The organism is Paraburkholderia sp. 35.1, assembly GCF_050436525.1.
Lineage (GTDB): Bacteria > Pseudomonadota > Gammaproteobacteria > Burkholderiales > Burkholderiaceae > Paraburkholderia > Paraburkholderia tuberum.
This window is the reverse complement of the sequence record NZ_JBNDMJ010000003.1, coordinates 1545070-1567510: the sequence shown is the minus strand read 5'-3', so window position 1 is coordinate 1567510 and position 22441 is coordinate 1545070. Positions and strand designations below refer to the sequence as shown.

Here is a 22441-nt window from a genome sequence, read left to right as displayed (position 1 = left end):
CGTGACGAATCCTTCGGCAGTGAACTGGCTCGACAAGGTCAAGTGGGACGCGAACGGCCTCGTGCCGGTGATTGCGCAGGAAGCGTCGACGAACGACGTGCTGATGTTCGCGTGGATGAACCGCGAGGCCCTCGCGAAGACCGTCGAGACCGGCCGCGCGGTGTATTTCTCGCGCTCGCGCCAGCGCCTGTGGTTCAAGGGTGAGGAGTCGGGCCACGTGCAGCATGTGCATGAAGTGCGACTCGATTGCGACGAAGACGTCGTGCTGCTGAAAGTCGAGCAGGTATCGGGCATCGCGTGCCATACCGGCCGCCACTCGTGCTTTTTCCAGAAATTCGAAGGCTCGGTGGACGATGGCGACTGGCAGGCCGTCGATCCCGTGCTGAAAGACCCCGAACACATCTACAAATGACGCAATCCACGCAAAACCCGTCGCCCGCCACGGCTTCCACGCTCGACACGCTGCTGCGCCTCGCGGCGGTGATCGACAACCGCAAGGGCGGCGATCCGGACATCTCGTATGTATCGCGCCTGTTCCACAAGGGCGACGACGCGGTGCTGAAAAAGATCGGCGAAGAAGCCACCGAAGTCGTGCTGGCCGCGAAGGACGTGCGCCAGGGCGGCGCACCGAAGGCGCTGGTCGGCGAGGTTGCGGACCTGTGGTTCCACTGCCTCGTGATGCTGTCGCATTTCGATCTGAGCCCCGCCGACGTGATCGCCGAACTCGAGCGTCGCGAAGGCCTGTCGGGCATCGAGGAAAAGGCGCTGCGCAAGAGCCGCGAGCGCGAGGAAAACGGCGACTGAGCAGCCGGAGCGGAAATCTGGTGTTTCCGCTTGAAGTCGCGCGCGCCGGCACCAATATAGCGGTAACCGCACCTCCGGGAGGACGCAAGCATGGAACAGCCGCAGGGAAGCTATCCGCCGCCGGTCTACCGCCACGCGATGGAGCCTGAGCGCGAGCGCAGCCTGCGCACGCTCACGCACGTGCTGTACGCGCTGTATGCGGTCCACTGGCTGACCGGCGGGCTCACCATTCTGGTCGCGATCATCATCAACTACGTCAAACGGTCGGACGTGGCCGGCACGCCGTACGAAGCGCACTTCGAATGGCAGATCCGCACGTTCTGGCTGGGCCTCGTCGGTTACGCGATCGGCGCGTTGCTGCTGCTCGTCGTGATTGGCATTCCGGTGCTGTGGGCAGTCAGCATATGGATGTTGTACCGTATTATCAAAGGCTGGCTGTATCTGTACGATAACAAGTCGTTCGCGAATCCGGCCAGTTGGGTCTGAACGCCAGCCGGTCCGTATGGGCGGGCCGGCTTTCGGATCGAACCTCGGCGCGGGCGGCTTCGCTCGCCCAAGTCATACCGCGTCAGGAATACGATGAGTCACGATCCGAACTGCCTTTTCTGCAAGATTGCCGCTGGCGAAATCCCGTCGACCAAGGTCCACGAAGACGACGAGTTCGTCGCCTTCCGCGACATCCGTCCGGCGGCCGAAACGCATGTGCTGGTGATTCCTCGCAAGCACATTGCAACGCTGTCGAACTGCACGGAAAGCGACGCGCCTCTGCTTGGTAGAATGCTTGTCCTGGCCGCGCGACTGGCCGAACAATTGGGGGTCGCCTATCACGGCGGCGAAACGGGCTTTCGCACGGTAATCAATACCGGTCCGGGCGGTGGTCAGGAGGTGTATCACCTGCACGCGCACATTCTCGCGGGACCGCGTCCCTGGCAACGCATGGGCTGAGCGCCGGATCACGCGTCAGGCGCGCTGCGTGGCAAGTGCGCACCGCCGCGAGTTTTGGTCGAGGACAATAGCGCCGTCGTTGTTTTTACCGCTGTGTAATAACGTCGACGCGATCGTGTGGCCACAATGACAGGCGAAGATGGCCGCATTGCGAGCGAGGCGGTGCAGCCTGATGTAACGTAGAGATATATCGAGACGAAGCGCACGCGCTTCAGGTTGTGCAAATTGGCCGCATCAAGATGCGGCGCCGGGGTTAAGGAGAGTAGTCATGGGTTCGTTGAGTATTTGGCATTGGTTGATCGTTCTGTTGATCGTCGCGCTCGTGTTCGGCACGAAGAAGCTGCGCAACATCGGCAGCGATCTGGGCGGCGCCGTGAAGGGCTTCAAGGAAGGCATGAAGGAAGCCGATTCGTCGTCGGCCGACGCGCAACAGCAGCAGCGCGAGCTGCCGCGCAACGGCGCGGTGGACGTCGAAGCGAAGGAAAAGACGCAGCAATCGAGCGATTACCGCTAAGCCGCGGCCTTCGCGCCGTTCCCGCGTTTCTGACGGACATTCCACTTCATGCTGGACCTCGGTCTAACCAAGATGGCGCTGATCGGCGTCGTCGCGCTGGTCGTCCTCGGGCCTGAGCGCCTGCCGCGTGTCGCTCGCACGGCCGGCGCGCTGTTCGGCCGCGCACAGCGGTACATCAACGACGTTAAGGCCGAAGTCACGCGCGAAATCGAGCTCGACGAATTGCGGCGCATGAAGACCGAGTTCGAGAAGGCCGCGAGCAATGTCGAAACGGCGGTTCAGGACAATCTGCGCAAGCACGAGAATGAACTGAACGAAGCATGGAATAGCGGTACGTCGGTATCGCCGAGCATCGCCGGCGGCGCGCTCGAAGACGCCGGCAGCGGGGCCAGCGGCAGCGCGGGTGCCACCTCGTGGCCCGTCAGTACGCCGGCCGCCGCGCCCAAACGCAAGACCTGGCGCGTCCAGCAGAGCGCCACGCCCACCTGGTACAAGCGAGCGAGCCTGCGGCGCACGCGCGTGCAGTCGGGCGCCGCGCGCGTTGCGCGGCACACACCTGCCAACCTGCGTCGTCCGACGCGGTTTTTCTGATGTTCAGATCGACAATCCCCAACCGAGGGCCGGTGTGAGCGACCCCCAGCAATCCCAGAGCGAAGGCACTGAAGAGACCTTCATTTCCCACCTCGTCGAACTGCGTGACCGCATCATCCGTGCGGGGCTCGCCGTCGTCCTCGTGTTCATCGGGCTCGTGTACTGGGCGCCGGACATCTTCAAACTGCTCGCCCGTCCGCTGATGATGAATCTGCCGAAGGACGGCAAGATGATCGTCACCGACGTCACCGGCTCGTTCTTCGTGCCGATGAAGGTGACGATGCTGGTCGCCTTCGTGATCGCGCTGCCGGTCGTGCTGTACCAGATCTGGGCGTTCGTCGCGCCTGGGCTCTATCAGCACGAGAAGAAGCTCGTCGCGCCGCTCGTCGCGAGCAGCTACACGCTGTTCCTGTGCGGCATGGCGTTCGCGTACTTCGTCGTGTTTCCGACCATCTTCCGCGTGATGGCGCACTACAATGCGCCGCTTGGCGCGGAGATGACAACCGATATCAACAATTACCTGAGCTTCGTGCTGACGATGTTCATCGCGTTCGGCGTCACGTTCGAGGTACCGATCGTCGTCGTGCTGCTGGTGCGGATGAACGTGGTGAAGCTGAAGAAGCTGAAGGAGATCCGGCCGTATGTGATCGTCGGCGCGTTCGTGGTGTCGGCCGTCGTAACGCCGCCGGACGTGTTTTCGCAGCTGATCCTCGCGGTTCCGCTGATTCTGCTGTACGAAGCTGGCATCGTCGCGGCGCGGTTGATCGTCGGCAAGCAGCCGGTGGTCGTGGAGGATGCGAGTCCGCCGCCGTCTGGTTGAAGTGCCGCGAGTCAGTGCCGGGTGTCAAATGAAAAAGGGCAGTTCATTGCGGACTGCCCTTATTCATTGCGTGGAATCGCGGCATTACTTCAACCGCCTTCGTCATCCGGCTGATCGCCGCCGTTATCGTCTGGCGCCTGCTTCGGCGGCGGCGGGCGTTTGCCGATCATCACGTCGAGATCGATCTGATGACCTTTGCGCACCAGATGCACTTTCGCCGCCGTACCGGGCTTGATCTGCGCGATCACGTTCAACAGACGTGTGGTATCGGTGATAACCTGGCCGTTTACGCTCGTCAGGATGTCGCCGGGCTTGATGCCCGCACGGTCGGCCGGGCCGCTTTTCAGCACGCCCGCGACAATAGCGCCCGACTTCTGATCGAGCCCGAACGACTCCGCGATTTCCGGCGTGACGTCCTGCGGTTCGACGCCGATCCAGCCGCGCGTGACCGTGCCGGTCGTAATGATGCTCTCGAGCACGCTGCGCGCGGTCGACACCGGAATCGCGAAGCCGATGCCGAGCGAGCCGCCCGAGCGCGAGTAGATTGCGGTGTTGATGCCGAGCAGGTTGCCGTTCACGTCGACGAGCGCACCGCCCGAATTGCCGGGGTTGATCGGGGCGTCGGTCTGGATGAAGTTTTCGAACGTATTGATGCCGAGATGGTTGCGGCCGAGCGCGCTGACGATGCCCATCGTTACGGTCTGCCCGACGCCGAACGGATTGCCGATCGCGAGCACGACGTCGCCGACGCGGGTCTGGTCCATCCGGCCGAGCGTGATGGTGGGCAGATTGGTCATATTGACCTTGAGCACGGCCAGATCGGTTTCGGGGTCGATGCCGATGACCTTCGCGCTGGCGGTGCGGCCATCGGCGAGCGCGATTTCGATCTGATCGGCGCCGTCGACGACGTGCTGGTTCGTTAGAATGTAACCTTCCGAACTCACTATCACGCCTGAGCCGAGATTCGAGGCAGGCTGCTCCTGCTGCTTGCGATTGTTCCTGTCGCCGAAGAAGTAGCGGAACAGCGGGTCTTTGGCGCGCGGGTCGGGAGGCAGCGAGCCATCCTTGCTGGAGAACACGTTGACGACCGCGGGCATGGCCTTTTGCGCCGCTTCGGCATAGGACGTTTCGGCATGGCCAGTGCCGATGCCCGGCGCCACTTCCCGTAGCGCGACGATCGGTTCGGCGAGTTGTCTGCCGAATTGTCCTTGACGCTGCAGCCACTGCGGTTTGAGGGTCGCAATGATGAACATCAGCGCCAACAGCACCGTCACCGCTTGGGCAAATAACAGCCAGAAGCGTCTAAGCATCTGAAGACTAGAGGTCTATATGGATCGGATTGAACTTGAATTGTACTTGAACAATCTCCTTGAAACCGCGCGCTTCAAGGACTATTGCCCGAACGGATTGCAGGTCGAAGGACGCCGCCGGATCAACAAGCTCGCGACCGGCGTGACCGCGTCGGTGGCCTTCCTGGAGGCCGCGCTCGACTGGGGCGCGGACGCCGTGCTGGTCCATCACGGCTACTTCTGGCGCAACGAGGCACCGCAGATCACCGGCCGCAAACATGCTCGTTTGAAGCTGCTGCTCGCCAACGACCTGAACCTGTTCGCCTACCATCTGCCGCTCGACGATCATCCCGAGTTCGGCAACAACGCGCAGATCGGCGAAAAGATGGGCTGGATCAGCGACGCGCGTTTCGGCGACAACGATCTCGGCTGGCTCGCCACGCTGCCAATGCCGATCACGCTGTCGCACCTCACCGCGGAAATCGAGCAGACACTGGGCCGCACGCCGCTCGTGTTCGGCGATCCGGATATGGAGCTGCGCCGCGTCGGCTGGTGCACGGGCGCCGCGCAAGGCATGTTCGACGCGGCGATCAACGCGGGTGTCGACGTCTACGTGACCGGCGAGGTATCGGAGTCGGTGATGCATACGGCGGCGGAAAGCGGCGTCGCGTTTCTGGCGGCTGGCCACCACGCGACCGAGCGCTTCGGCGTGCAGGCGGTGGGCAAGCATCTGTCCGAATCGTTCGATATCGAACATCTGTTTATCGATATCCCCAATCCCGTTTGAATTGCGAATTGCATTAACGAAGAACAAGGCAGGAATACCGCAGAAGGCACTTAAAAGGAGGTGCGAAAAAGTTTGCGATCGGTACGGACAAACCCTGAGTTATCAAGGGCTTCGCACGGTTTTTGGCAATCGGCCCTTGTAAATGGCGACTCCATTCGAGCAAACTAGCGGCGGTAGAAGCGACGTGAAGGAAAAATCCAACTCAGAAGTGGGGCGTGTGATGCGAGACAAAGAAGAGGAACGCGTCGATGGCAGCCGCCGTAACTGGCTGGTAGCGACGACCGTAGCAGGCGGCATAGGAGGTGTTGCCGTTGTCGTACCCTTTGTTAGTTCCTTTGCACCATCCGAAAAGGCCAAGGCCGCAGGTGCCCCGGTCGAAGTCGATATCAGTGGTCTGAAGCCCGGCGACATGATGACGGTCGCCTGGCGCGGCAAGCCGGTGTGGATCATCAACCGCACGGACCGCATGCTCGCCGATGTTCAAAAAGCCGACAGCCAGGTAGCGGACCCCCACTCGCTGAATCCGTTTTCGATGCCGCTGCCGGACTACTGCAACAACGAATTCCGTTCACGTGCCGAGAACAAGCATCTGCTGGTTGCCGTCGCCGTTTGCACGCATCTGGGCTGCACGCCGACGCCGCGCTTCCAGGAAGGCCCGCAGCCGAATCTCCCCGACGACTGGCCCGGCGGCTTCCTGTGCCCGTGCCACGGCTCGACCTACGACATGGCCGGCCGCGTCTTCAAGAACAAACCCGCTCCGCAGAACCTCGACATCCCGCGCTTCATGTTCACGTCGGCGACGGCCCTTGTGATCGGGAAGGACGAAAAAGGAGAAGCGTAATGGCGAGCGAACACGAAGTAGAGACGACCGGGCTGGCTGGTTGGATCGACCAGCGCTTCCCGATGACTGCCACGTGGAAGAAGCACGTTTCCGAGTACTACGCGCCGAAGAACTTCAACTTCTGGTACTTCTTCGGTTCGCTTGCGTTGCTGGTGCTGGTCAACCAGATCGTCACCGGCATTTTCCTGACGATGAACTACAAGCCCGACGCGACGCTCGCGTTTTCGTCGGTCGAGTACATCATGCGCGAGGTGCCGTGGGGCTGGCTGATCCGCTACATGCACTCGACGGGTGCGTCGATGTTTTTCGTCGTCGTGTATCTGCACATGTTCCGCGGGCTCCTGTACGGCTCGTACCGCAAGCCGCGCGAACTCGTGTGGATTTTCGGCTGCCTGATTTTCCTGAGCCTGATGGCCGAGGCGTTCTTCGGCTACCTCCTGCCGTGGGGCCAGATGTCGTTCTGGGGCGCGCAGGTGATCGTGAACCTGTTCTCGGCGATTCCGTTCATCGGGCCGGATCTGTCGCTATGGATTCGCGGCGACTACGTGGTCTCTGACGTCACGCTGAACCGCTTCTTCGCGTTCCACGTGATCGCGATTCCGCTGGTGCTGATCGGCCTCGTGATCGCCCACCTCGTCGCGCTGCACGAAGTCGGCTCGAACAACCCGGACGGCATCGAGATCAAGGCGAAGAAGGGGCCGGATGGCGTGCCGCTCGACGGCATTCCGTTCCACCCGTACTACTCGGTGCACGACTTCATGGGCGTAACGATCTTCCTGCTGATCTTCGCGGCGATCATCTTCTTCGCGCCGGAAATGGGTGGGTACTTCCTTGAAGCCAACAACTTCATCCCCGCGAACCCGCTGCAGACGCCGCCGGAAATTGCGCCTGTGTGGTACTTCACCGCCTTTTATGCGATGCTGCGCGCCACTACCGATCCATTCAAGATCGTGCTGATGATCGTCATCGCGCTACTCGGGTTGCTGGCGCTCGTGCGCGCGCGCGGCAAGTGGAAGCTCGGCCTGCCGCTGCTTGCGGTGCTGGTGATCGTCGCGATGGTGTTCACCGAATCGAAGTTCTGGGGCGTCGTGGTGATGGGCAGCGCGGTGATTTCGCTGTTCTTCCTGCCGTGGCTGGACCGGTCGCCGGTCAGGTCTATTCGCTACCGGCCGTTCTTCCACAAGGTTTTCTTCGGGATCTTCGTGATCGCGTTCCTGACGCTCGGCTTCCTCGGCACGCGACCGCCATCGCCGGCCGCGACGCTGATCGCCCAGATCTGCGCGCTGATCTACTTCGCGTTTTTCCTCGGCATGCCCTTCTGGACCCGGCTTGGCAAGTTCAAGCAGCCGCCCGAGCGGGTGCGGTTCAAGCCTCACTAATCGCGAGCCAGGAGAACATGAAGATGAAAAAACTGCTTTCGATGTGCGCGCTGGTCGGCGCGACCGTGCTTGCGCTGTTGGCCGCTCCGGTTCACGCGGACGAGAATTTCCCGCTCGATCGCGCGCCGGACAACACGAACAATTTCGCTTCTTTGCAGCGCGGCGCGCAATTGTTTGTAAACTACTGCCTGAATTGCCACAGCGCGAACCTGATGCGCTACAACCGCCTGACTGATCTCGGCATCACGCCGAACGAAATCCGGGCGAACCTGCTGTTCACCACCGACAAGGTCGGCAACACGATGACCGTGGCGATGCGCCCGGAGGACGCGAAAGCGTGGTTTGGGGCGACGCCGCCGGATCTGTCGGTGGAGGCGCGGGCGCGCGGCACGGACTGGCTTTACACGTATCTGCGGAGTTTTTACCGCGACGATACGCGGCCGACCGGCTGGAACAATCTGGTGTACCAAAACGTGAGCATGCCTCACGTGCTGTGGCAGCTTCAGGGGCAGCGTGCGGCGCAATTCGGCGACGAAACCGACGAAAGAACCGGCGAAAAAGTACACAAATTCCTCGGCTTCCAGCAACTGACTCCGGGGACGATGTCGCCGGTAGATTATGATTCTGCTGTGGCCGACCTTGTGTCGTACCTGTCATGGATGTCCGAACCGACGCAGCAAACCCGCAGGCAACTTGGCGTGTGGGTGCTGTTGTTCCTCGGTATCCTGAGCTTTTTCGCCTGGCGACTGAACGCCGCGTACTGGAAACATATCAAATAATCACGCCGCTACATGGCGTGGGGCCGGCGCCAGGAAAAACCTGCTGAACGGTTTTTCCGCGCGCTGGCCCTTCAGCTTTTTGAGGAAACGTAAACATGATGGTTCTGTATTCCGGCACTACTTGCCCGTTCTCCCAGCGTTGCCGGCTGGTGTTGTTCGAAAAGGGCATGGACTTCGAGATCCGCGACGTCGACCTGTTCAACAAGCCGGAAGACATCGCCGTGATGAATCCGTATGGTCAGGTGCCGATTCTCGTCGAACGGGACCTGATTCTGTACGAATCGAACATCATCAACGAGTACATCGACGAGCGCTTCCCGCACCCGCAGCTGATGCCGGCCGATCCGGTCCAGCGCGCGCGTGCCCGCCTGTTCCTGCTCAACTTCGAGAAAGAGCTGTTCGTCCACGTCGGCACGCTCGAAAACGAGAAGGGCAAGGCAGCGGAGAAGAATCACGAGAAGGCGCGCCTCGCGATCCGCGATCGCCTGACGCAGCTCGCGCCGATCTTCCTGAAGAATAAGTACATGCTCGGCGAAGAGTTCTCGATGCTCGACGTCGCGATCGCACCGCTGCTTTGGCGCCTTGACCACTACGGTATCGAACTGTCGAAGAACGCCGCGCCGCTGATGAAGTACGCCGAGCGCATTTTCAGCCGCCCGGCTTATATCGAAGCGCTGACGCCGTCGGAAAAGGTGATGCGTCGTTGAGTTTGGCTTTGGAGCGCGGACGCCGCATCGCTTCGATGCGCGACCGCGCCCGCAAGAGGACTGTTGATGCAAGAGATTTCCACGAAGCCTTATCTGTTGCGCGCGCTCTACGAGTGGTGCACGGATAACGGCTACACACCGCATATCGCGGTCCGCGTCGACAATCAGACGCGCGTGCCACGTCAGTTCGTGCGCGACAACGAGATCGTGTTGAACATCAGCTTCGAGGCGACCAGCCAGCTGCAGATGGGCAACGAGTGGATCGAGTTCAACGCGCGCTTCTCCGGCAAGTCCCACAAGATCGAAGTGCCGGTCGCCAATATTCTTGCGATCTACGCGCGCGAGAACGGCCAGGGTATGGCGTTCCCGGTCGAATCGGCGGGCGGCGAGGCTCAGGATTCGGGCGCGGATGCCGCGGACGAAGCTGACACGCCGGCGGCTCCGCGCGCCGTCGAAACCGCCCCCGCCGACCCTGTCGAGGCCACCGACGCCGACGACAAACCGCAGCCCGACGACGATGGCTCGAAAGGCGGCGGAAGGGCTCGCCTTAAGATCGTGAAATGAAGTAGAATCACGGCCTCATGCCGGCTTAGCTCATCAGGTAGAGCGCTTGACTTGTAATCATGAGGTGGCGGGTTCGAGTCCTGCAGCCGGCACCAGATTGCTTTATCAGCAGTAACTGGAAATGCTAGAAAACCCCGTCGAAGCACACGCTTTAGCGGGGTTTTTCTTTTTTCGGTGGAAATTGCCCGGATCGTTGCTGATGCCGATCACCGAAGCCTTGGCCAGGCTTGTTTGCGACGAGGGTTTCACGCACGTCAAAACGTGCGAGGGCAGCGTGAGGTGAGCCGCGCGATGGCTCAAAAACCACGATATCTCTTTCACCTTGTCGATTGTAGACATGATTGTCTACTTTCGGTGCGCCTAGACTCACCTCATCACCGTCACCAATTCATGCCGCGCCGCGAATCCGCACGGCGGCGGTACGTTACTATTCGTGCGTCGCCCGGGATGGCGGGCAGCCGCCGGACATTCCGGTCCACTGCCGCGGTCCACGTCGCAGGCGACGTCACATCGACTCCATTGCACCATGACCAGCCCCGCAACTCTCACCTGGCCAGAAGCCGACGGCCCGCGCACCGCACGCTGGCGTTCCGAGGCGGCCGTGCCGCCGCCGAAGCGCGTCGTCGTCGCCGACGACCGCACCACCGCCGATTCGGCCTACCGCCTCGCCTGCGAAGGCACCGCGCTGCTGTGGCGCGGCGACTTCCAGAACGCGCGCCAACTGCTGCAGGCCGTCACGCGCCGGCTCGAACGCAAGCCGCGCAAGCAGGGAGCCACGCCGCTCGACGCGTTCAACCAGCATCGGCAGGCGCAGTCGCAGCGCGCGCGCACGCTCGGCATGATCCTGATTCCGCTCGATGCCGACTACGCCATTCCGCTGCGTCGCGCGCCCGACGTGCGGCAGGCCTGCATCGAAGCTTATGGACCGGCGAGCGGTGACGCGTCGGTCGTATCGTTGCGCGAGTTGCTCGGTTTGATCGGCGCGCACGAATGGCGCAAGAAGGGCGTCGAGATTACGGCGCTCGGCGAGCGCATCCATCCGCACTACGGTGTGTTCTCACCGGTGCGCGGCGAGTACGTCGATCTGGTCGCGCGCACGCCGCTGCCGTCGTTGGACCTCGCGTTCGATATCGGCACCGGCACTGGCGTGCTGGCCGCGCTGCTGGCCAAACGCGGCGTGCGCAAGATCGTCGCGACGGACCAGGATGCGCGCGCGCTTGCGTGTGCTCGTGAAAATCTCGCGCGTCTTGGTTGCGCCGAGCAGGTCGAGATCGTACAGGCCGATCTGTTTCCGGACGGTCGGGCACCGCTCGTCGTCTGCAATCCGCCGTGGGTGCCGGCGCGGCCCGCGTCGCCGCTCGAATACGCGATCTACGATCCGGACAGCCGCATGCTGGTCGGCTTCCTGAACGGCCTCGCCGATCATCTGACGCCGGGCGGCGAGGGCTGGCTGATCATTTCGGATTTCGCCGAGCACCTTGGACTGCGGACGCGCGAGTGGCTGCTCGCGGCGATCGAGCACGCGGGGCTCAGTGTCGTGGGACGCGAGGACATTCGTCCACGGCATCCGAAGGCCAGCGATCAGAACGATCCGTTGTATGTTGCGCGAGCGGCCGAGGTCACGTCGTTGTGGCGGCTCAAGGCGCGGTGACGGCGACTGCGCGCGTCACGCCGACGTGCCGTGCGCTTCCAGATACGCGCACGCGCCCCGGCCAGCGACCAGCCCGCTGGCAAAGCAGGCGGTCAACAGATAACCACCGGTCGGCGCCTCCCAATCGAGCATTTCGCCCGCGCAGAATGCGCCGGGCATCCGGTCGATCATCAGATGCGCGTCCAACGCCTCGAACGGGATTCCGCCCGCGGTACTGATCGCTTCCTCGATCGGTCGCGCGCGCAGCAGTCGCATCGGCAGCGCCTTGATCGCGTGGGCGAGGCCGCGTGCATCGGCGAAGGCTTCTTTCGACAGAATCTCGTGCAACAACGCCAGCTTGACCCCGCCGATTCCGATTCGCCCGTGCAGATGACTCGCGATCGAGCGTGAGCCGCGCGGCCGCGTCACTTCCTCCACAACTCGCTCGAGCGGCAAGCCTGGCGCGAGATCCAAGGCGATCGTGACCTCGCCGCCGGCGAGAATCCGCTCGCGGATCGGCGCCGACAACGCGTAAATCAGGCTCCCTTCGAGGCCCGTTTCAGTCAAAAGTATTTCACCTTGTCGATTGTGGACTTTTCCGTCTACATCGATGACGGAAATCGCGACCGTCTTGATCGGCTGACCCGCGAAACGCTCGCGCAGATACGGGCTCCAGTCCGCGTCGAAGCCGCAGTTCGCGGGACGCAGCGGCGTCACCGGCACGTCGCGCGACGTCATCAGCGGCACCCACGCGGCGTCGGAGCCGAGACGCGGCCAACTGGCGCCGCCGAGCGCGAACACGACCGCGTCGCAGCTGATCGTCTGCTCACCGTTGGGCGTGTCGAAGCGCAACACGTGGGCGGCACCGTCTTCGGATGTTGACGCCCAGCCGCTCCACTTGTGACGCATATGAAACTGCACACCCGCTTCGCGCAGCCGATGCAGCCACGCGCGCAGCATCGGCGCGGCCTTCATGTCGGACGGAAATACGCGCCCCGAACTGCCGACGAACGTCTCGACGCCCGACTCGCGCAACCATGTGCGCAGCGCGTCGGGACCGAACGCGTCCAGTAACGGCGCGATGCGCTCGCGGCGCGAGCCGTAGCGCTCGAGAAACGGCGCGAGGGCTTCCGAATGCGTGATGTTCATGCCGCCTTTGCCCGCCATCAGGAATTTGCGGCCGACCGACGGCATCGCGTCATATACGTGGACTTGCACGCCGCGCCCGGCAAGCGTCTCCGCGGCCATCAGGCCGGCGGGGCCGCCGCCGATCACGGCGACGCGGGCGGAATCGAGCGAGAATGACATGCGGTTCAGCGGATCAACGGGGAGAAAAGGCGGTGCGCCGCGGTGACCGAACGGATATGCGGCGCGAAGGGCGCTATTGTCACACCGCGCGCGGCGCGCAGCAAACACCGACAAACTCTGTCGAACTGTGCTCGGTACTGGCAAACAGGCGGCTATTCGCCAGGCGACCGGGCTCGATCGCCCCAGACCGGAAAATACTGGATTCAGTCTTTCTCCCGGCCGTTGCGCATCGCGTTCACCGCTTGGCCCGCGCCGCACGCGACCTATACTTTTCAAACATCTTCCATCGGACGCCATTCGCGTCGTTCCTCGCGTCAATCCCCAATCACGTCGCTTGCGACGCAGCCGCTGCGGCGCGCTTCACTGCCGCGCGCCGGCAGCCGACGCGAAGCGCCTGTTGAATCGGTGGAAGAGTCGATCGTCTGGTTCAAGGAGATTGCCATGACCCGCAAATATATCGACTGTCGCGAGTTTCCGAGCGAAACGAACTGCACTGTCGCGCTATCCGCCGACAGCGACGGCGAACTGCTCGAAGCCGCGGTCCAGCATGCCGTCAGCGTTCACAAGCACGCGGATTCGCCGGAGCTGCGCGAGCAGCTGAAGACGCTATTTCATGAGGGAACGCCGCCCGTCGAGGCGCGGCACGCTTGAGAGACCCGTGGAAGGGGAGTGTGGAAGCCCGCGTCGCGAGCGGCATCCAGCCGCCCGCGTGCGGGCGTGTTGCAGCAGTCTTGTGGTGACACGAGAAACGCAATACCAAGCCAATCTAACCAGGATGCCGACGCGCTAACCCGGATACGCCTCATCGACCTTCAGCCCGGCGAGCTTGAAGATCACCCGCAACGTCTGCGGCTTGATGTCGCGTCGCGACGCGAGCGTCGTCATCACGAAGTCGAGCACCTTGGCGTACTTGAGCATCGTCAGGCAGGTCTCGAGGTCGACGTTGCCGTCACGCATGACCTCGGCGAGCCGCAGCATTTCCGTGGAGATGTCGCGAGCCATCTCCAGTTCGAGTTGCTGTTTCTCCGACCATGCCGGCGCGGCGGTGAGCTTCGCCATCATTTCCTGAAACTTCTGTTCGACATTTCCGTTGGGTACCGTATCCATTGCCGCCTCTTCTGTGATCATCCGAGCGCGCGACCCGTTGCAAAGCCGGCCGCTGCTGGTTACGTAACGTTCGCCCCTTGTTGCGGGGCCGCTCTCCCCACATGCATCCGGTTCGCGTGTCCGGTTGCACGGCCGGACAGCTTCCTGTTTTCGGCGACGCGGCTTGCACCCGCAGGCTCAGCCGGCGCTCAAGCTGTTTTCAGCCATTCTCGAGACACTTCCGCGCAGCGCCTTTCGAGCAGGAAATGTTCCCAGCGGACCGCCTGTCTCGCGTGACCCGGGCGGCGTACTCGCTGGGATTGCCGCACTTTGGGTAAACTGGCAGCAACTTTTCTCTTTTTCCGTCATCTGTCGCACGTTCGCACTGCAATTGATGGCGGCCCATACGATGTCCGGCAAAACCCACGAAATCCGTCCCAACCAGTCCGTCGAACTGCTCAAAGAGCTCCACATCCTCACGCGCGACGGCAAGATGAATCAGGACAGCCGTCGCAAGCTGAAGCAGGTCTACCATCTGTTCCAGTTCATTGAGCCGCTACTCAAGGACCTGAAGGACCAGCAGGGGGCGCTGACGCTCGTCGATCACGGCGCGGGTAAGTCATACCTCGGTTTTATCCTGTACGACCTGTTTTTCAAGGAGTTTCAGGATGTCGCTGGTGGGGCTTCGCACATTTACGGCATTGAAACGCGCGAAGAGCTGGTGACGAAGTCCGAAGAGCTGGCGGCGCGGCTCGGCTTCAAGGGGATGTCGTTTCTGAATCTGTCGGTGGCGGAGTCGATCACGTCGACGCGGTTGCCCGTCGAAATCGACATCGTGACCGCGCTGCACGCGTGCAATACCGCCACCGACGACGCGATCCGTTTCGCACTCGAAAAGCACGCGAAGTACATCGTCGTCGTGCCGTGCTGCCAGGCCGAGGTAGCCGGCGTGCTGCGGCAGAACAAGGGCAAGGCTCTGAAGACCGCGCTGACGGAAATCTGGCGGCATCCGCTTCACACGCGCGAATTCGGCAGCCAAATCACGAACGTGCTGCGCTGCCTGCAGCTCGAAGCGCATGGCTATCAGGTCAGCGTGACCGAGCTGGTCGGCTGGGAACACTCGATGAAAAACGAGTTGATCATCGCGCAGTACAAGGACCTGCCGCGGCGCCGGCCCGCTGAGCGGCTCGGCGAAGTGCTGGACGCGCTCGGGCTCGATACGCTGAAGGAGCGATTTTTCGTGCCGGCCTGAGGCGCGACCTGGCGCTTCACTTAGCGCTTCATCAACGCATCCCAGCCCGCGAGGCCAATGCGCCGCAGCGTTTCCTGATTGCGCTCGTAGATCTCTTCCGCGTCGGGAAAGGCCTGCACGGCCCGCTCGATGCTGTCCTCGCGCAGCAGATGCAGGATCGGATAGGGCGCCCGGTTCGTGTAGTTTTCGATATCGTCGGGCTCGCTGCCTTCGAACTGGTAATGCGGATGAAAGCTCGCGATCTGGATAGCGCCTTCGAGCCGTAGCTGCTGAACGAGCCGGTCGGCGAAGAACAGGCAGTCGTTGAAGCCGAGAAAGTCCTCGAACGCGCGCGGCAGGATCAGCAACGTCGTGTCGATGGCGGCGGGGTCGGCGGCGACGAGGGTCTGCAGCTCGGCTTCCAGGTCGGTCAGCACCGCTTCGAGCGTGTCCGCTTCGCTGACCGCATAGCGAATCTGCCCCTTCACATGCACGGCCTTCGCGAACGGACACAGGTTCAGGCCGATCACGGCCTCCGTCAGCCAATGACGGGTCGCGGCGATAACGGCATCGTGGGATTCGGCGGGCAACGGCATGGCGGACGGATGTGACGGGAAAACGCGCAATTCTAAAGGACCCAGCTGACGGACTGGCTCAGCGAACCGGCTTCTCCGCGCAAGCGGCCGCTACCAACTGCGCGGCGACTTTCGGCGCGGCGAGGATTGGCCCGCAGCCCGGCCCGTAAGTCTGGCTCGCCGCGTACACGCCCTCGATCAGCAGACCGAGCCCATCGGCCAGCGCTTGCGGATCGCCGGCGCCGGCCGCTGTCGACAGTTCGACGAGGCGCGCCATCAAGCGCTGCTTGTTGCGGAACACGAACTGCCGCGCCGGATGCGCGGTATCCGAAAACTCCACCGACACGTTCACGAACGGGCAGCCGCGGTAATCGTCGACCGAGGCGCGCACCGCGAGGTCGTCGAAGTACTGCTGAAGCTGCTTCGCCGGCTCGCCAGGATGCTTCGCGAAGCTCTTCTCGACGTAGCGGAAGAACTGCTCGTCCTTCTGCGCCAGATACGCCATCACGAGCTCGTCCTTCGACGAAAACTGCCGGTACAGACTCATCTTGTTCACGCCCGCGCGCTCGACCACCGCATCGACGCCGACCGTGCGCACGCCCTCGCGATAGAACAACTCGCTGGCCGCGCGCAGCAGATGCAGCTGCGCCTGCGGCCCGGCGGTCTGTGCGCCGCGCGCGCGCCGCGCACGAGTAGGGGCGGGCTTGGGGGTTTCGCTGTCGGACATGGCAAGTCACCCAAATGAGATTGACGCCTTGACATGTTACCGACCAGTAACTAAGATCGCAACACAATTGTGACCGATCTGTCACAAGTCATTCACCGAGGCCGTAAATACGAACGACGCCGCCACCGGGGCCGCGTCGATGGGAGAATCGATGAACTGGGCTGCGCGACTGATAGGCGGGCGTTTCCACTACGGCTGGTTGACAGTCGCTGTGGTGTTCCTGGTGTTGCTCGCGGCGGCGGGTACGCGAGCGACACCGAGCGTGATGATGGTGCCGCTCGAGCACCAATTCGGCTGGAGCCGCGCGACGATTTCGCTCGCGATCTCGGTGAACATCGCGCTGTACGGGTTGATGGGGCCGTTCGCGGCCGCCGCGATGCAGCGCTTCGGTGTGCGCCCCACGTTGCTGAGCGCGCTCGGCGCGATGGCCGCGGGTGTCGCGCTGTCGTCGCTGATGACGCATCCGTGGCAAATGGTGCTGATCTGGGGCGTGATGGTCGGCGGCTCGACCGGGGTAGCGGCGCTGTCGCTGTCGGCGACGGTCGTGACGCGCTGGTTCACGACGCGCCGCGGTCTCGTGATGGGTATCCTGACCGCCAGCTCGGCGACCGGCCAGCTGGTGTTTCTGCCGCTGCTCGCGGCCATCGCCGAGCATTACGGCTGGCGTCAGGTCGTGTGGGTCGTCGCGCTCGCGGCGGGCGTCGTGATTCCGCTCGTCGCGTTCCTGCTGCCCGAGCATCCGGCCAGCATGCAGCTGCGCCCGTACGGCGAACCCCATGACGCGCCCATCACGACGACCGTCACCAGGCAGAATCCGCTCGCGATCGCATTCGGCACGCTCGCGTCGGCGAGCAAAACGCGCGACTTCTGGCTGCTGTTCTTCAGCTTCTTCATTTGCGGCGCGAGCACCAATGGCTATGTCGGCACCCATCTGATCGCGATGTGCGGCGACTACGGGATGACCGAAGTGCAGGGCGCGTCGTTGCTCGCGGCGATGGGCGTGTTCGACCTGTTCGGCACGACGATGTCGGGCTGGCTGTCGGACCGCTTCAATAGCCGCGTGCTGCTGTTCTGGTATTACGGGCTGCGGGGGCTGTCGCTGATGTATCTGCCGCACGCGTTCGGCATCGACTTTTTCGGACTGCCGCTGTTCGCGGTGTTCTACGGTCTCGACTGGATCGCCACCGTGCCGCCGACCGTGCGTCTTGCGACCGACGTCTACGGCAAGGAATCGGCGCCGATCGTGTTCGGCTGGGTGGTCGCGGGCCACCAGCTCGGCGCGGCGTTCGCGGCGCTCGGCGCGGGCATGCTGCGCGCGAGTCTTGGCACCTACACGGTCGCATCGATGATTTCCGGCGGCTTGTGTCTGATCGCCGCGGTGATCGTGCTGCGCATCAACCGCCCGGCCAAGGTGCCGACGCCGCAGGCAATCTGAGGCGCCCTCGCGAGCCGCGCGGATTCACCGTCAGCGAAGCAACGACGCACGGCCTCATAACGGGGCCGTGCGCGTTTTCTCAGCCAGCACGCATAGCGCCGCGCCGCAACTTGGAGCGCGCACCGAAAGCCCGTTATGCTATGTGGCCTCGGGCAGCCGCCCGGAGAACATGAATATCTACCGAGAGAAGCGCATGGCCACCAAACCCGCCTCAACCGAAGTTGCCATTCACGAGCTGATTGCAGGCCGTTGGAGCCCTCGCGCGTATTCGAGCGAGCCGGTGAGCCGCGATCAGTTGCGCGCCGTGCTCGAAGCGGCGCGCTGGGCGCCGTCTTCATATAACGTGCAGCCCTGGCGTTTTGTGGTATTCGATCGCAGCGTCGACGAAGTCGCGTTCAAGAAGGCTTTCGCCACGCTGGTGCCGTTCAACCAGGGCTGGAATGCGCTTGCGCCAGTGCTGATCGCGGTGACCGCGCACACACTGACCAACAAGGGCGAGGTAAACCGCTGCGCGTTCTACGACGCCGGCGCGGCGGCGATGTCGCTGGTGCTGCAGGCGCACGCGCTCGGCCTCGCCGCGCACCAGATGAGCGGCTTCGACGTGAACGCGTTCCGTACCACCTTCGAACTACCAAAGGACGTCGAGCCGATCGCGATGATCTCGCTCGGCCATTACGGCGACGTCGACAAACTGGACCCGGTCCTGCGCGAACGCGAGAAGGCGCCGCGTCAACGCGCGGCGCTCGCGGATATCGCGTACGCCGGCGCCTGGAAGAAGGCGTTCTGAGCGACGGATTCGCCGCGCTTGCCGCGCGATTTCGCGTAAAGCGAAGAAAGCAGTCGATGAGCAACGAAGCAGTCAGGCACGCGCGGCACGGTCCGCGCGTTTTTCATGCAGCGCCGTCCATGCCGTTCTCGCCATCCGTCACGCTGGACAGCGGCGCGGCCACATGCTCGAGCGACTTGCGCTCCGCGTCGACACCCCAGATCGCCGCGACGAGCGCCGCCGCGAGCATCAACGCCGAGCCGACCAGATAGCCCGAAAACACCTCGCTGCGCTGATGCGTATCGATCAGCCGACCGAAAAACGCCGGCCCGATGATGCCGCCGAGCGCGGTGCCGAACGCATAGAAAACCGCGATCGCGAGCGCGCGGATTTCGAGCGGAAACGATTCGCTCACGGTCAGATACGCGGAACTCGCGGCCGCCGACGCAAAGAAGAAAATGACCATCCAGGCGACCGTCTGCGTGACGACGCTCAGCAGTTGCTGCTCGAACAGATAGCCGGACAGCGTCAGCAGGATCGCCGACATCGCGTAGGTCGCGGCGATCATCTTGCGTCGGCCGATCACGTCGAACAGTCGCCCGAGCACGAGCGGCCCCAGGAAATTGCCGAGCGCGAAAGGCAGCAGATACCAGCCGATGTCGTCGCCCGGCACGTGATAGAAGTCGGTGAGGACGAGCGCGTAGGTGAAAAAGATCGCGTTGTAGAAGAATGCCTGCGCGGTCATCATCGTGAGACCGACCAGCGCGCGGCGCCGGTGCACGTTGAACAGCGTGTGGAATACCTCGCGCAACGGCGTATGGTCGCGCGCGCGCAGGCGCAGCCGCGTGAGGGCGTCGTCGGCGAGCGTGTGGCCGGCGTTGCGAAAACGCGTCTCGATGCCCTCGACGATCGTGCGGGCGTCGCGCTCGTCGCCGTGCGTGAGTAGCCAGCGCGGGCTTTCGGGTATCCAGATGCGCATCGGCAGGATCACCAGCGCGAGCACCGCGCCGATGAAAAAACACGCGCGCCAGCCCCAGTCGGAAGGCAGCAGGTGCGGATCGAGCAGCACCAGCGAGCCCGCGGCGCCGAGCCCCGCGCCCACCCAGAACGTGCCGTTGATGCCGAGGTCGGTCCAGCCGCGCACGCGTGCCGGCGTGAATTCCTGGATCGTCGAATTGATCGCCGTGTATTCGCCGCCGATACCCGCGCCGGTCAGGAAGCGGAACAGCATGAAGCTCATCAGATTCCACGACAGCGCGGTCGCCGCGGTCGCGGCCAGATACAGCGTCAGCGTGACGAAAAACAGCTTGCGGCGGCCGAGCCGGTCGGTCAGCCAGCCGAAACCGAGCGCACCGAGCACCGCGCCGGCAATGTATGCGCTGCCCGCGAGGCCGACCTCGGCATTCGAAAAGCGCAGCGCCGGGCTGGTTTTCAGCGCGCTCGCGACCGCGCCGGCAAGCGTCACCTCGAGGCCGTCGAGCAGCCACGTCACGCCGAGCGCAACCACGATCAGCGTATGAAAGCGGCCCCACGGCAGACGGTCTAGCCGCGACGGCAGATCGGTTTCGATCAGCGTGGCGTGCTGGTCATCGACGGCGGCGGTGGGCGGCACGCTCATGACGCGAAGTCTCCTCGATGGCGAAATGGGGCGGCATATCCGGTCGGACGCAGCAAGATGCATTCCGCGCCATGATTTCAATCGATCTTGCGGCCGTCCCGGCAGCTTCAGTTGATGCTGCCGGAGTTTTCGTGATACAAAGCCGCTCCCCTTTCTTTGCGCGCCAGCCGTGAGCGGCCATTCCTGCCATGAACTATTGCGCGATTGACTTCGGTACTTCCAATTCGGCCGTCGCGGTTCCGCTCGGCCCGCAGCTGAAGCTGGCGCCGGTCGAAGGCGCGTACACGACGCTGCCCACCGCGGTCTTCTTCAATACCGACGAACACACCAGCGAATTCGGGCGCGCGGCGCTCGCTGCTTACATCGACGGTTTCGACGGCAGGCTGATGCGCTCGATGAAAAGCATTCTCGGCTCGCCGCTCGCCGAGAATACGACCGATCTCGGCGACGGCAGTGCGATCAAGTACACCGACGTGATCGCGACGTTCCTGACTCACCTGAAGCGCGCGGCCGAGGCGAGCGCCGGCGGCGCGATTGACCGCGCGGTGCTGGGCCGCCCGGTGTTCTTCGTCGACGACGACCCGCGCGCCGACCAGATGGCGCAGCAACAGCTCGAAGCCGCCGCGCGCACCGCCGGCTTGCGCGACATCCACTTTCAGTATGAACCGATCGCGGCTGCGTTCGACTACGAATCGCACCTGAGCGCCGAGGGGCTCGTGCTGGTGGCGGACATCGGCGGCGGTACGTCGGACTTTTCGCTCGTGCGAGTGGGGCCGGAACGGATGAAGCGCGTCGAGCGCAAGGACGATGTGCTCGCGCACCATGGCGTGCACGTCGCGGGTACGGACTTCGACCGCCGCGTCGAACTCGCCACGATACTGCGCGAACTCGGCTACCAGTCGCTCGATCCGCAAGGGCGCGAAATCCCGAACCGGATTTATTTCGATCTCGCGACCTGGCACCTGATCAACACCGTCTACACGCCAAAGCGCGTCAGCGAACTCGCGCTGATGCGGCACCTTTTCACGGAGACGAAGCACCACGACCGGCTGATGCGCGTGGTCGAGCAGCGTTTCGGGCACGCGCTCGCCGCCCACGCGGAAGAGGCGAAGATCGGCGTGGCGGCGGGCGGCGAGACCGTGATCGATCTCGAGCAGGTGGAAGAGGATCTGCGTCTCGCGTTCGACGAAGCGCAGCTCGTCAAAGCAGGCGAGGAAGAAACGCGACGCATCGTGCAGGCCGCGCGCGATACGGTGCAGGCGGCCGGCGTCGCGCCGCGCGATGTCGACGCGATCTATTTCACCGGCGGGTCGACCGGCCTCGCGTTTCTGTCGGGCGCGTTGGCCGCGGCGTTTCCAGACGCGCAAGCGGTATTCGGCGATCGTCTCGCGAGCGTGGCGACTGGCCTCGGTATTCATGCGCGGCGTGTATTCGGATAATCCCGAATAATCAATAAATAATCCGCCGCGGATTGCGAAGTAACGCGAAGTTAATCGGCGCATTCAGATTGGCCGCCGTAATAAAAAACCCCGCCGAGGCGGGGTTTTTTGCGTCCAGAAGGAAGCGCGGAGCTTACACCGGCTTGATGTTAGCCGCTTGCTTACCCTTCGGGCCCGTCTTCACTTCAAACGTGACCTTCTGGTTTTCTTGCAGCGTCTTGAAGCCTTCAGTGCGAATTTCCGAGAAATGCGCGAACAGATCTTCACCGCCGCCGTCCGGAGTGATGAAGCCAAAGCCCTTAGCGTCGTTGAACCACTTGACGGTACCGGTTTCCATATTACTTTTTCCTAAAAATGGTGAATAAGGCCGAAGCCCGGGGTGCATGAAAATCAAGGAAGGGGGTAATGGGACCAACCGGAGTACCGTTGATGGGCGAACTACGAAAGAACCACTTCACTCGCCACTTGAAATCCTGCCCGAACGTTATACGGCGAATTCGGACGAAGGTCAACAGTCTAGACGAAACTTTGCCGGACAGATCCGAAATTTTCTTACAAAGCTTGCGCATGGGGACAACTTTTTGTAGGGAGAACCCTTAGTTCGGC

27 protein-coding genes and 1 tRNA gene are annotated in these 22441 nt (G+C 63.1%); 20 read left to right on the top strand and 8 right to left on the bottom strand.

The features are described 5' to 3' along the window. The first annotated feature begins 1 nt into the window (after position 1). From hisI to tatC, 7 genes are all read left to right on the top strand, one after another. On the top strand, positions 2-412 hold the full coding sequence (hisI, locus tag OKW27_RS27330; RefSeq protein WP_090802086.1) for a phosphoribosyl-AMP cyclohydrolase: 411 nt from the start codon (positions 2-4) through the stop codon (positions 410-412). Next, on the top strand, positions 409-804 hold the full coding sequence (locus OKW27_RS27325; protein ID WP_090802085.1) for a phosphoribosyl-ATP diphosphatase: 396 nt from the start codon (positions 409-411) through the stop codon (positions 802-804). The genes hisI and OKW27_RS27325 overlap by 4 nt, the downstream gene beginning before the upstream one ends. Before the next feature lie 90 nt (positions 805-894). After that, complete coding sequence (locus OKW27_RS27320) at positions 895-1290, top strand: DUF4870 family protein (protein WP_184065591.1); 396 nt, start codon at positions 895-897, stop codon at positions 1288-1290. A gap of 93 nt (positions 1291-1383) precedes the next feature. Next, positions 1384-1749 (top strand): histidine triad nucleotide-binding protein, encoded by a 366-nt coding sequence (locus tag OKW27_RS27315; protein ID WP_429335390.1) that lies wholly within the window; start codon positions 1384-1386, stop codon positions 1747-1749. 268 nt (positions 1750-2017) lie between these two features. Then, positions 2018-2263 (top strand): Sec-independent protein translocase subunit TatA, encoded by a 246-nt coding sequence (gene tatA / locus OKW27_RS27310; protein WP_090802080.1) that lies wholly within the window; start codon positions 2018-2020, stop codon positions 2261-2263. A 48-nt stretch (positions 2264-2311) separates the two neighbouring features. After that, entirely contained in the window at positions 2312-2854 is a 543-nt protein-coding gene (tatB, locus tag OKW27_RS27305; protein WP_090802078.1) for a Sec-independent protein translocase protein TatB, read from the top strand. Positions 2855-2888: 34 nt separating this feature from the next. Next, positions 2889-3674, top strand: a complete 786-nt coding sequence (gene tatC / locus OKW27_RS27300; protein ID WP_429335389.1) for a twin-arginine translocase subunit TatC — start codon at positions 2889-2891, stop codon at positions 3672-3674. An 89-nt stretch (positions 3675-3763) separates the two neighbouring features. On the opposite strand, the gene OKW27_RS27295 is transcribed toward tatC, so the two are convergent. Continuing rightward, the gene (locus OKW27_RS27295; RefSeq protein ID WP_090802075.1) at positions 3764-4984 is read right to left on the bottom strand and encodes a Do family serine endopeptidase; all 1221 of its coding nucleotides are present in this window, start codon (positions 4982-4984) and stop codon (positions 3764-3766) included. 19 nt (positions 4985-5003) lie between these two features. Here OKW27_RS27295 and OKW27_RS27290 point away from each other — a divergent pair, with 19 nt between their 5' ends. From OKW27_RS27290 to OKW27_RS27260, 7 genes are all read left to right on the top strand, one after another. Beyond that, entirely contained in the window at positions 5004-5750 is a 747-nt protein-coding gene (locus OKW27_RS27290; protein ID WP_429335388.1) for a Nif3-like dinuclear metal center hexameric protein, read from the top strand. Positions 5751-5970: 220 nt separating this feature from the next. After that, a complete protein-coding gene (petA, locus tag OKW27_RS27285) occupies positions 5971-6591 on the top strand; it encodes a ubiquinol-cytochrome c reductase iron-sulfur subunit (RefSeq protein ID WP_090802072.1) in 621 nt (206 codons plus the stop codon). After that, positions 6591-7970, top strand: coding sequence for a cytochrome b (locus OKW27_RS27280; RefSeq protein ID WP_090802071.1), 1380 nt, complete (start codon positions 6591-6593; stop codon positions 7968-7970). Before petA ends, OKW27_RS27280 begins: the two co-directional genes overlap by 1 nt. Positions 7971-7993: 23 nt before the next feature. Then, the gene (locus tag OKW27_RS27275) at positions 7994-8749 is read left to right on the top strand and encodes a cytochrome c1 (protein WP_090805491.1); all 756 of its coding nucleotides are present in this window, start codon (positions 7994-7996) and stop codon (positions 8747-8749) included. Positions 8750-8844: 95 nt separating this feature from the next. Beyond that, complete coding sequence (locus tag OKW27_RS27270; protein ID WP_006052302.1) at positions 8845-9456, top strand: glutathione S-transferase N-terminal domain-containing protein; 612 nt, start codon at positions 8845-8847, stop codon at positions 9454-9456. A 66-nt stretch (positions 9457-9522) separates the two neighbouring features. After that, a complete protein-coding gene (locus OKW27_RS27265) occupies positions 9523-10020 on the top strand; it encodes a ClpXP protease specificity-enhancing factor (RefSeq protein ID WP_090802069.1) in 498 nt (165 codons plus the stop codon). A 19-nt stretch (positions 10021-10039) separates the two neighbouring features. Further along, positions 10040-10115 (top strand) — tRNA-Thr (locus OKW27_RS27260). A 10-nt stretch (positions 10116-10125) separates the two neighbouring features. On the opposite strand, the gene OKW27_RS27255 is transcribed toward OKW27_RS27260, so the two are convergent. Beyond that, positions 10126-10359, bottom strand: coding sequence for a hypothetical protein (locus OKW27_RS27255; protein WP_429335387.1), 234 nt, complete (start codon positions 10357-10359; stop codon positions 10126-10128). Between the two features lie 187 nt (positions 10360-10546). On the opposite strand from OKW27_RS27255, the gene OKW27_RS27250 reads away from it, so the two are divergent. Further along, on the top strand, positions 10547-11671 hold the full coding sequence (locus OKW27_RS27250; protein ID WP_429335386.1) for a methyltransferase: 1125 nt from the start codon (positions 10547-10549) through the stop codon (positions 11669-11671). A 15-nt stretch (positions 11672-11686) separates the two neighbouring features. Here OKW27_RS27250 and OKW27_RS27245 read toward each other — a convergent pair whose 3' ends face one another. Continuing rightward, the gene (locus tag OKW27_RS27245) at positions 11687-12958 is read right to left on the bottom strand and encodes a TIGR03862 family flavoprotein (protein ID WP_429335385.1); all 1272 of its coding nucleotides are present in this window, start codon (positions 12956-12958) and stop codon (positions 11687-11689) included. A gap of 441 nt (positions 12959-13399) precedes the next feature. Here OKW27_RS27245 and OKW27_RS27240 point away from each other — a divergent pair, with 441 nt between their 5' ends. Further along, positions 13400-13609 (top strand): DUF1059 domain-containing protein, encoded by a 210-nt coding sequence (locus OKW27_RS27240; protein WP_090805487.1) that lies wholly within the window; start codon positions 13400-13402, stop codon positions 13607-13609. Between the two features lie 135 nt (positions 13610-13744). On the opposite strand, the gene OKW27_RS27235 is transcribed toward OKW27_RS27240, so the two are convergent. Beyond that, positions 13745-14065 (bottom strand): DNA-binding protein, encoded by a 321-nt coding sequence (locus OKW27_RS27235; protein WP_090802066.1) that lies wholly within the window; start codon positions 14063-14065, stop codon positions 13745-13747. 388 nt (positions 14066-14453) lie between these two features. Between OKW27_RS27235 and OKW27_RS27230 the strand changes: the two genes are divergently transcribed. Next, entirely contained in the window at positions 14454-15296 is an 843-nt protein-coding gene (locus OKW27_RS27230; RefSeq protein WP_429335384.1) for a class I SAM-dependent methyltransferase, read from the top strand. 20 nt (positions 15297-15316) lie between these two features. Here the strand turns inward: OKW27_RS27230 and OKW27_RS27225 are convergent, their stop codons facing one another. Further along, on the bottom strand, positions 15317-15871 hold the full coding sequence (locus tag OKW27_RS27225) for a DUF1415 domain-containing protein (protein ID WP_429335383.1): 555 nt from the start codon (positions 15869-15871) through the stop codon (positions 15317-15319). 58 nt (positions 15872-15929) lie between these two features. Continuing rightward, positions 15930-16577, bottom strand: coding sequence for a TetR/AcrR family transcriptional regulator (locus tag OKW27_RS27220; protein WP_429335382.1), 648 nt, complete (start codon positions 16575-16577; stop codon positions 15930-15932). Between the two features lie 151 nt (positions 16578-16728). Here OKW27_RS27220 and OKW27_RS27215 point away from each other — a divergent pair, with 151 nt between their 5' ends. Both OKW27_RS27215 and OKW27_RS27210 read left to right on the top strand, forming a co-directional pair. Beyond that, positions 16729-18012, top strand: a complete 1284-nt coding sequence (locus tag OKW27_RS27215; RefSeq protein ID WP_090802061.1) for an MFS transporter — start codon at positions 16729-16731, stop codon at positions 18010-18012. 169 nt (positions 18013-18181) lie between these two features. After that, positions 18182-18799, top strand: coding sequence for a nitroreductase family protein (locus tag OKW27_RS27210; protein ID WP_090802060.1), 618 nt, complete (start codon positions 18182-18184; stop codon positions 18797-18799). A gap of 103 nt (positions 18800-18902) precedes the next feature. On the opposite strand, the gene OKW27_RS27205 is transcribed toward OKW27_RS27210, so the two are convergent. Continuing rightward, a complete protein-coding gene (locus OKW27_RS27205; protein ID WP_429335381.1) occupies positions 18903-20396 on the bottom strand; it encodes an MFS transporter in 1494 nt (497 codons plus the stop codon). Between the two features lie 188 nt (positions 20397-20584). On the opposite strand from OKW27_RS27205, the gene OKW27_RS27200 reads away from it, so the two are divergent. Beyond that, positions 20585-21835, top strand: coding sequence for an Hsp70 family protein (locus tag OKW27_RS27200; protein WP_429335380.1), 1251 nt, complete (start codon positions 20585-20587; stop codon positions 21833-21835). A gap of 133 nt (positions 21836-21968) precedes the next feature. Here the strand turns inward: OKW27_RS27200 and OKW27_RS27195 are convergent, their stop codons facing one another. After that, entirely contained in the window at positions 21969-22172 is a 204-nt protein-coding gene (locus OKW27_RS27195) for a cold-shock protein (RefSeq protein WP_007180251.1), read from the bottom strand. Between the last annotated feature and the right edge of the window lie 269 nt (positions 22173-22441).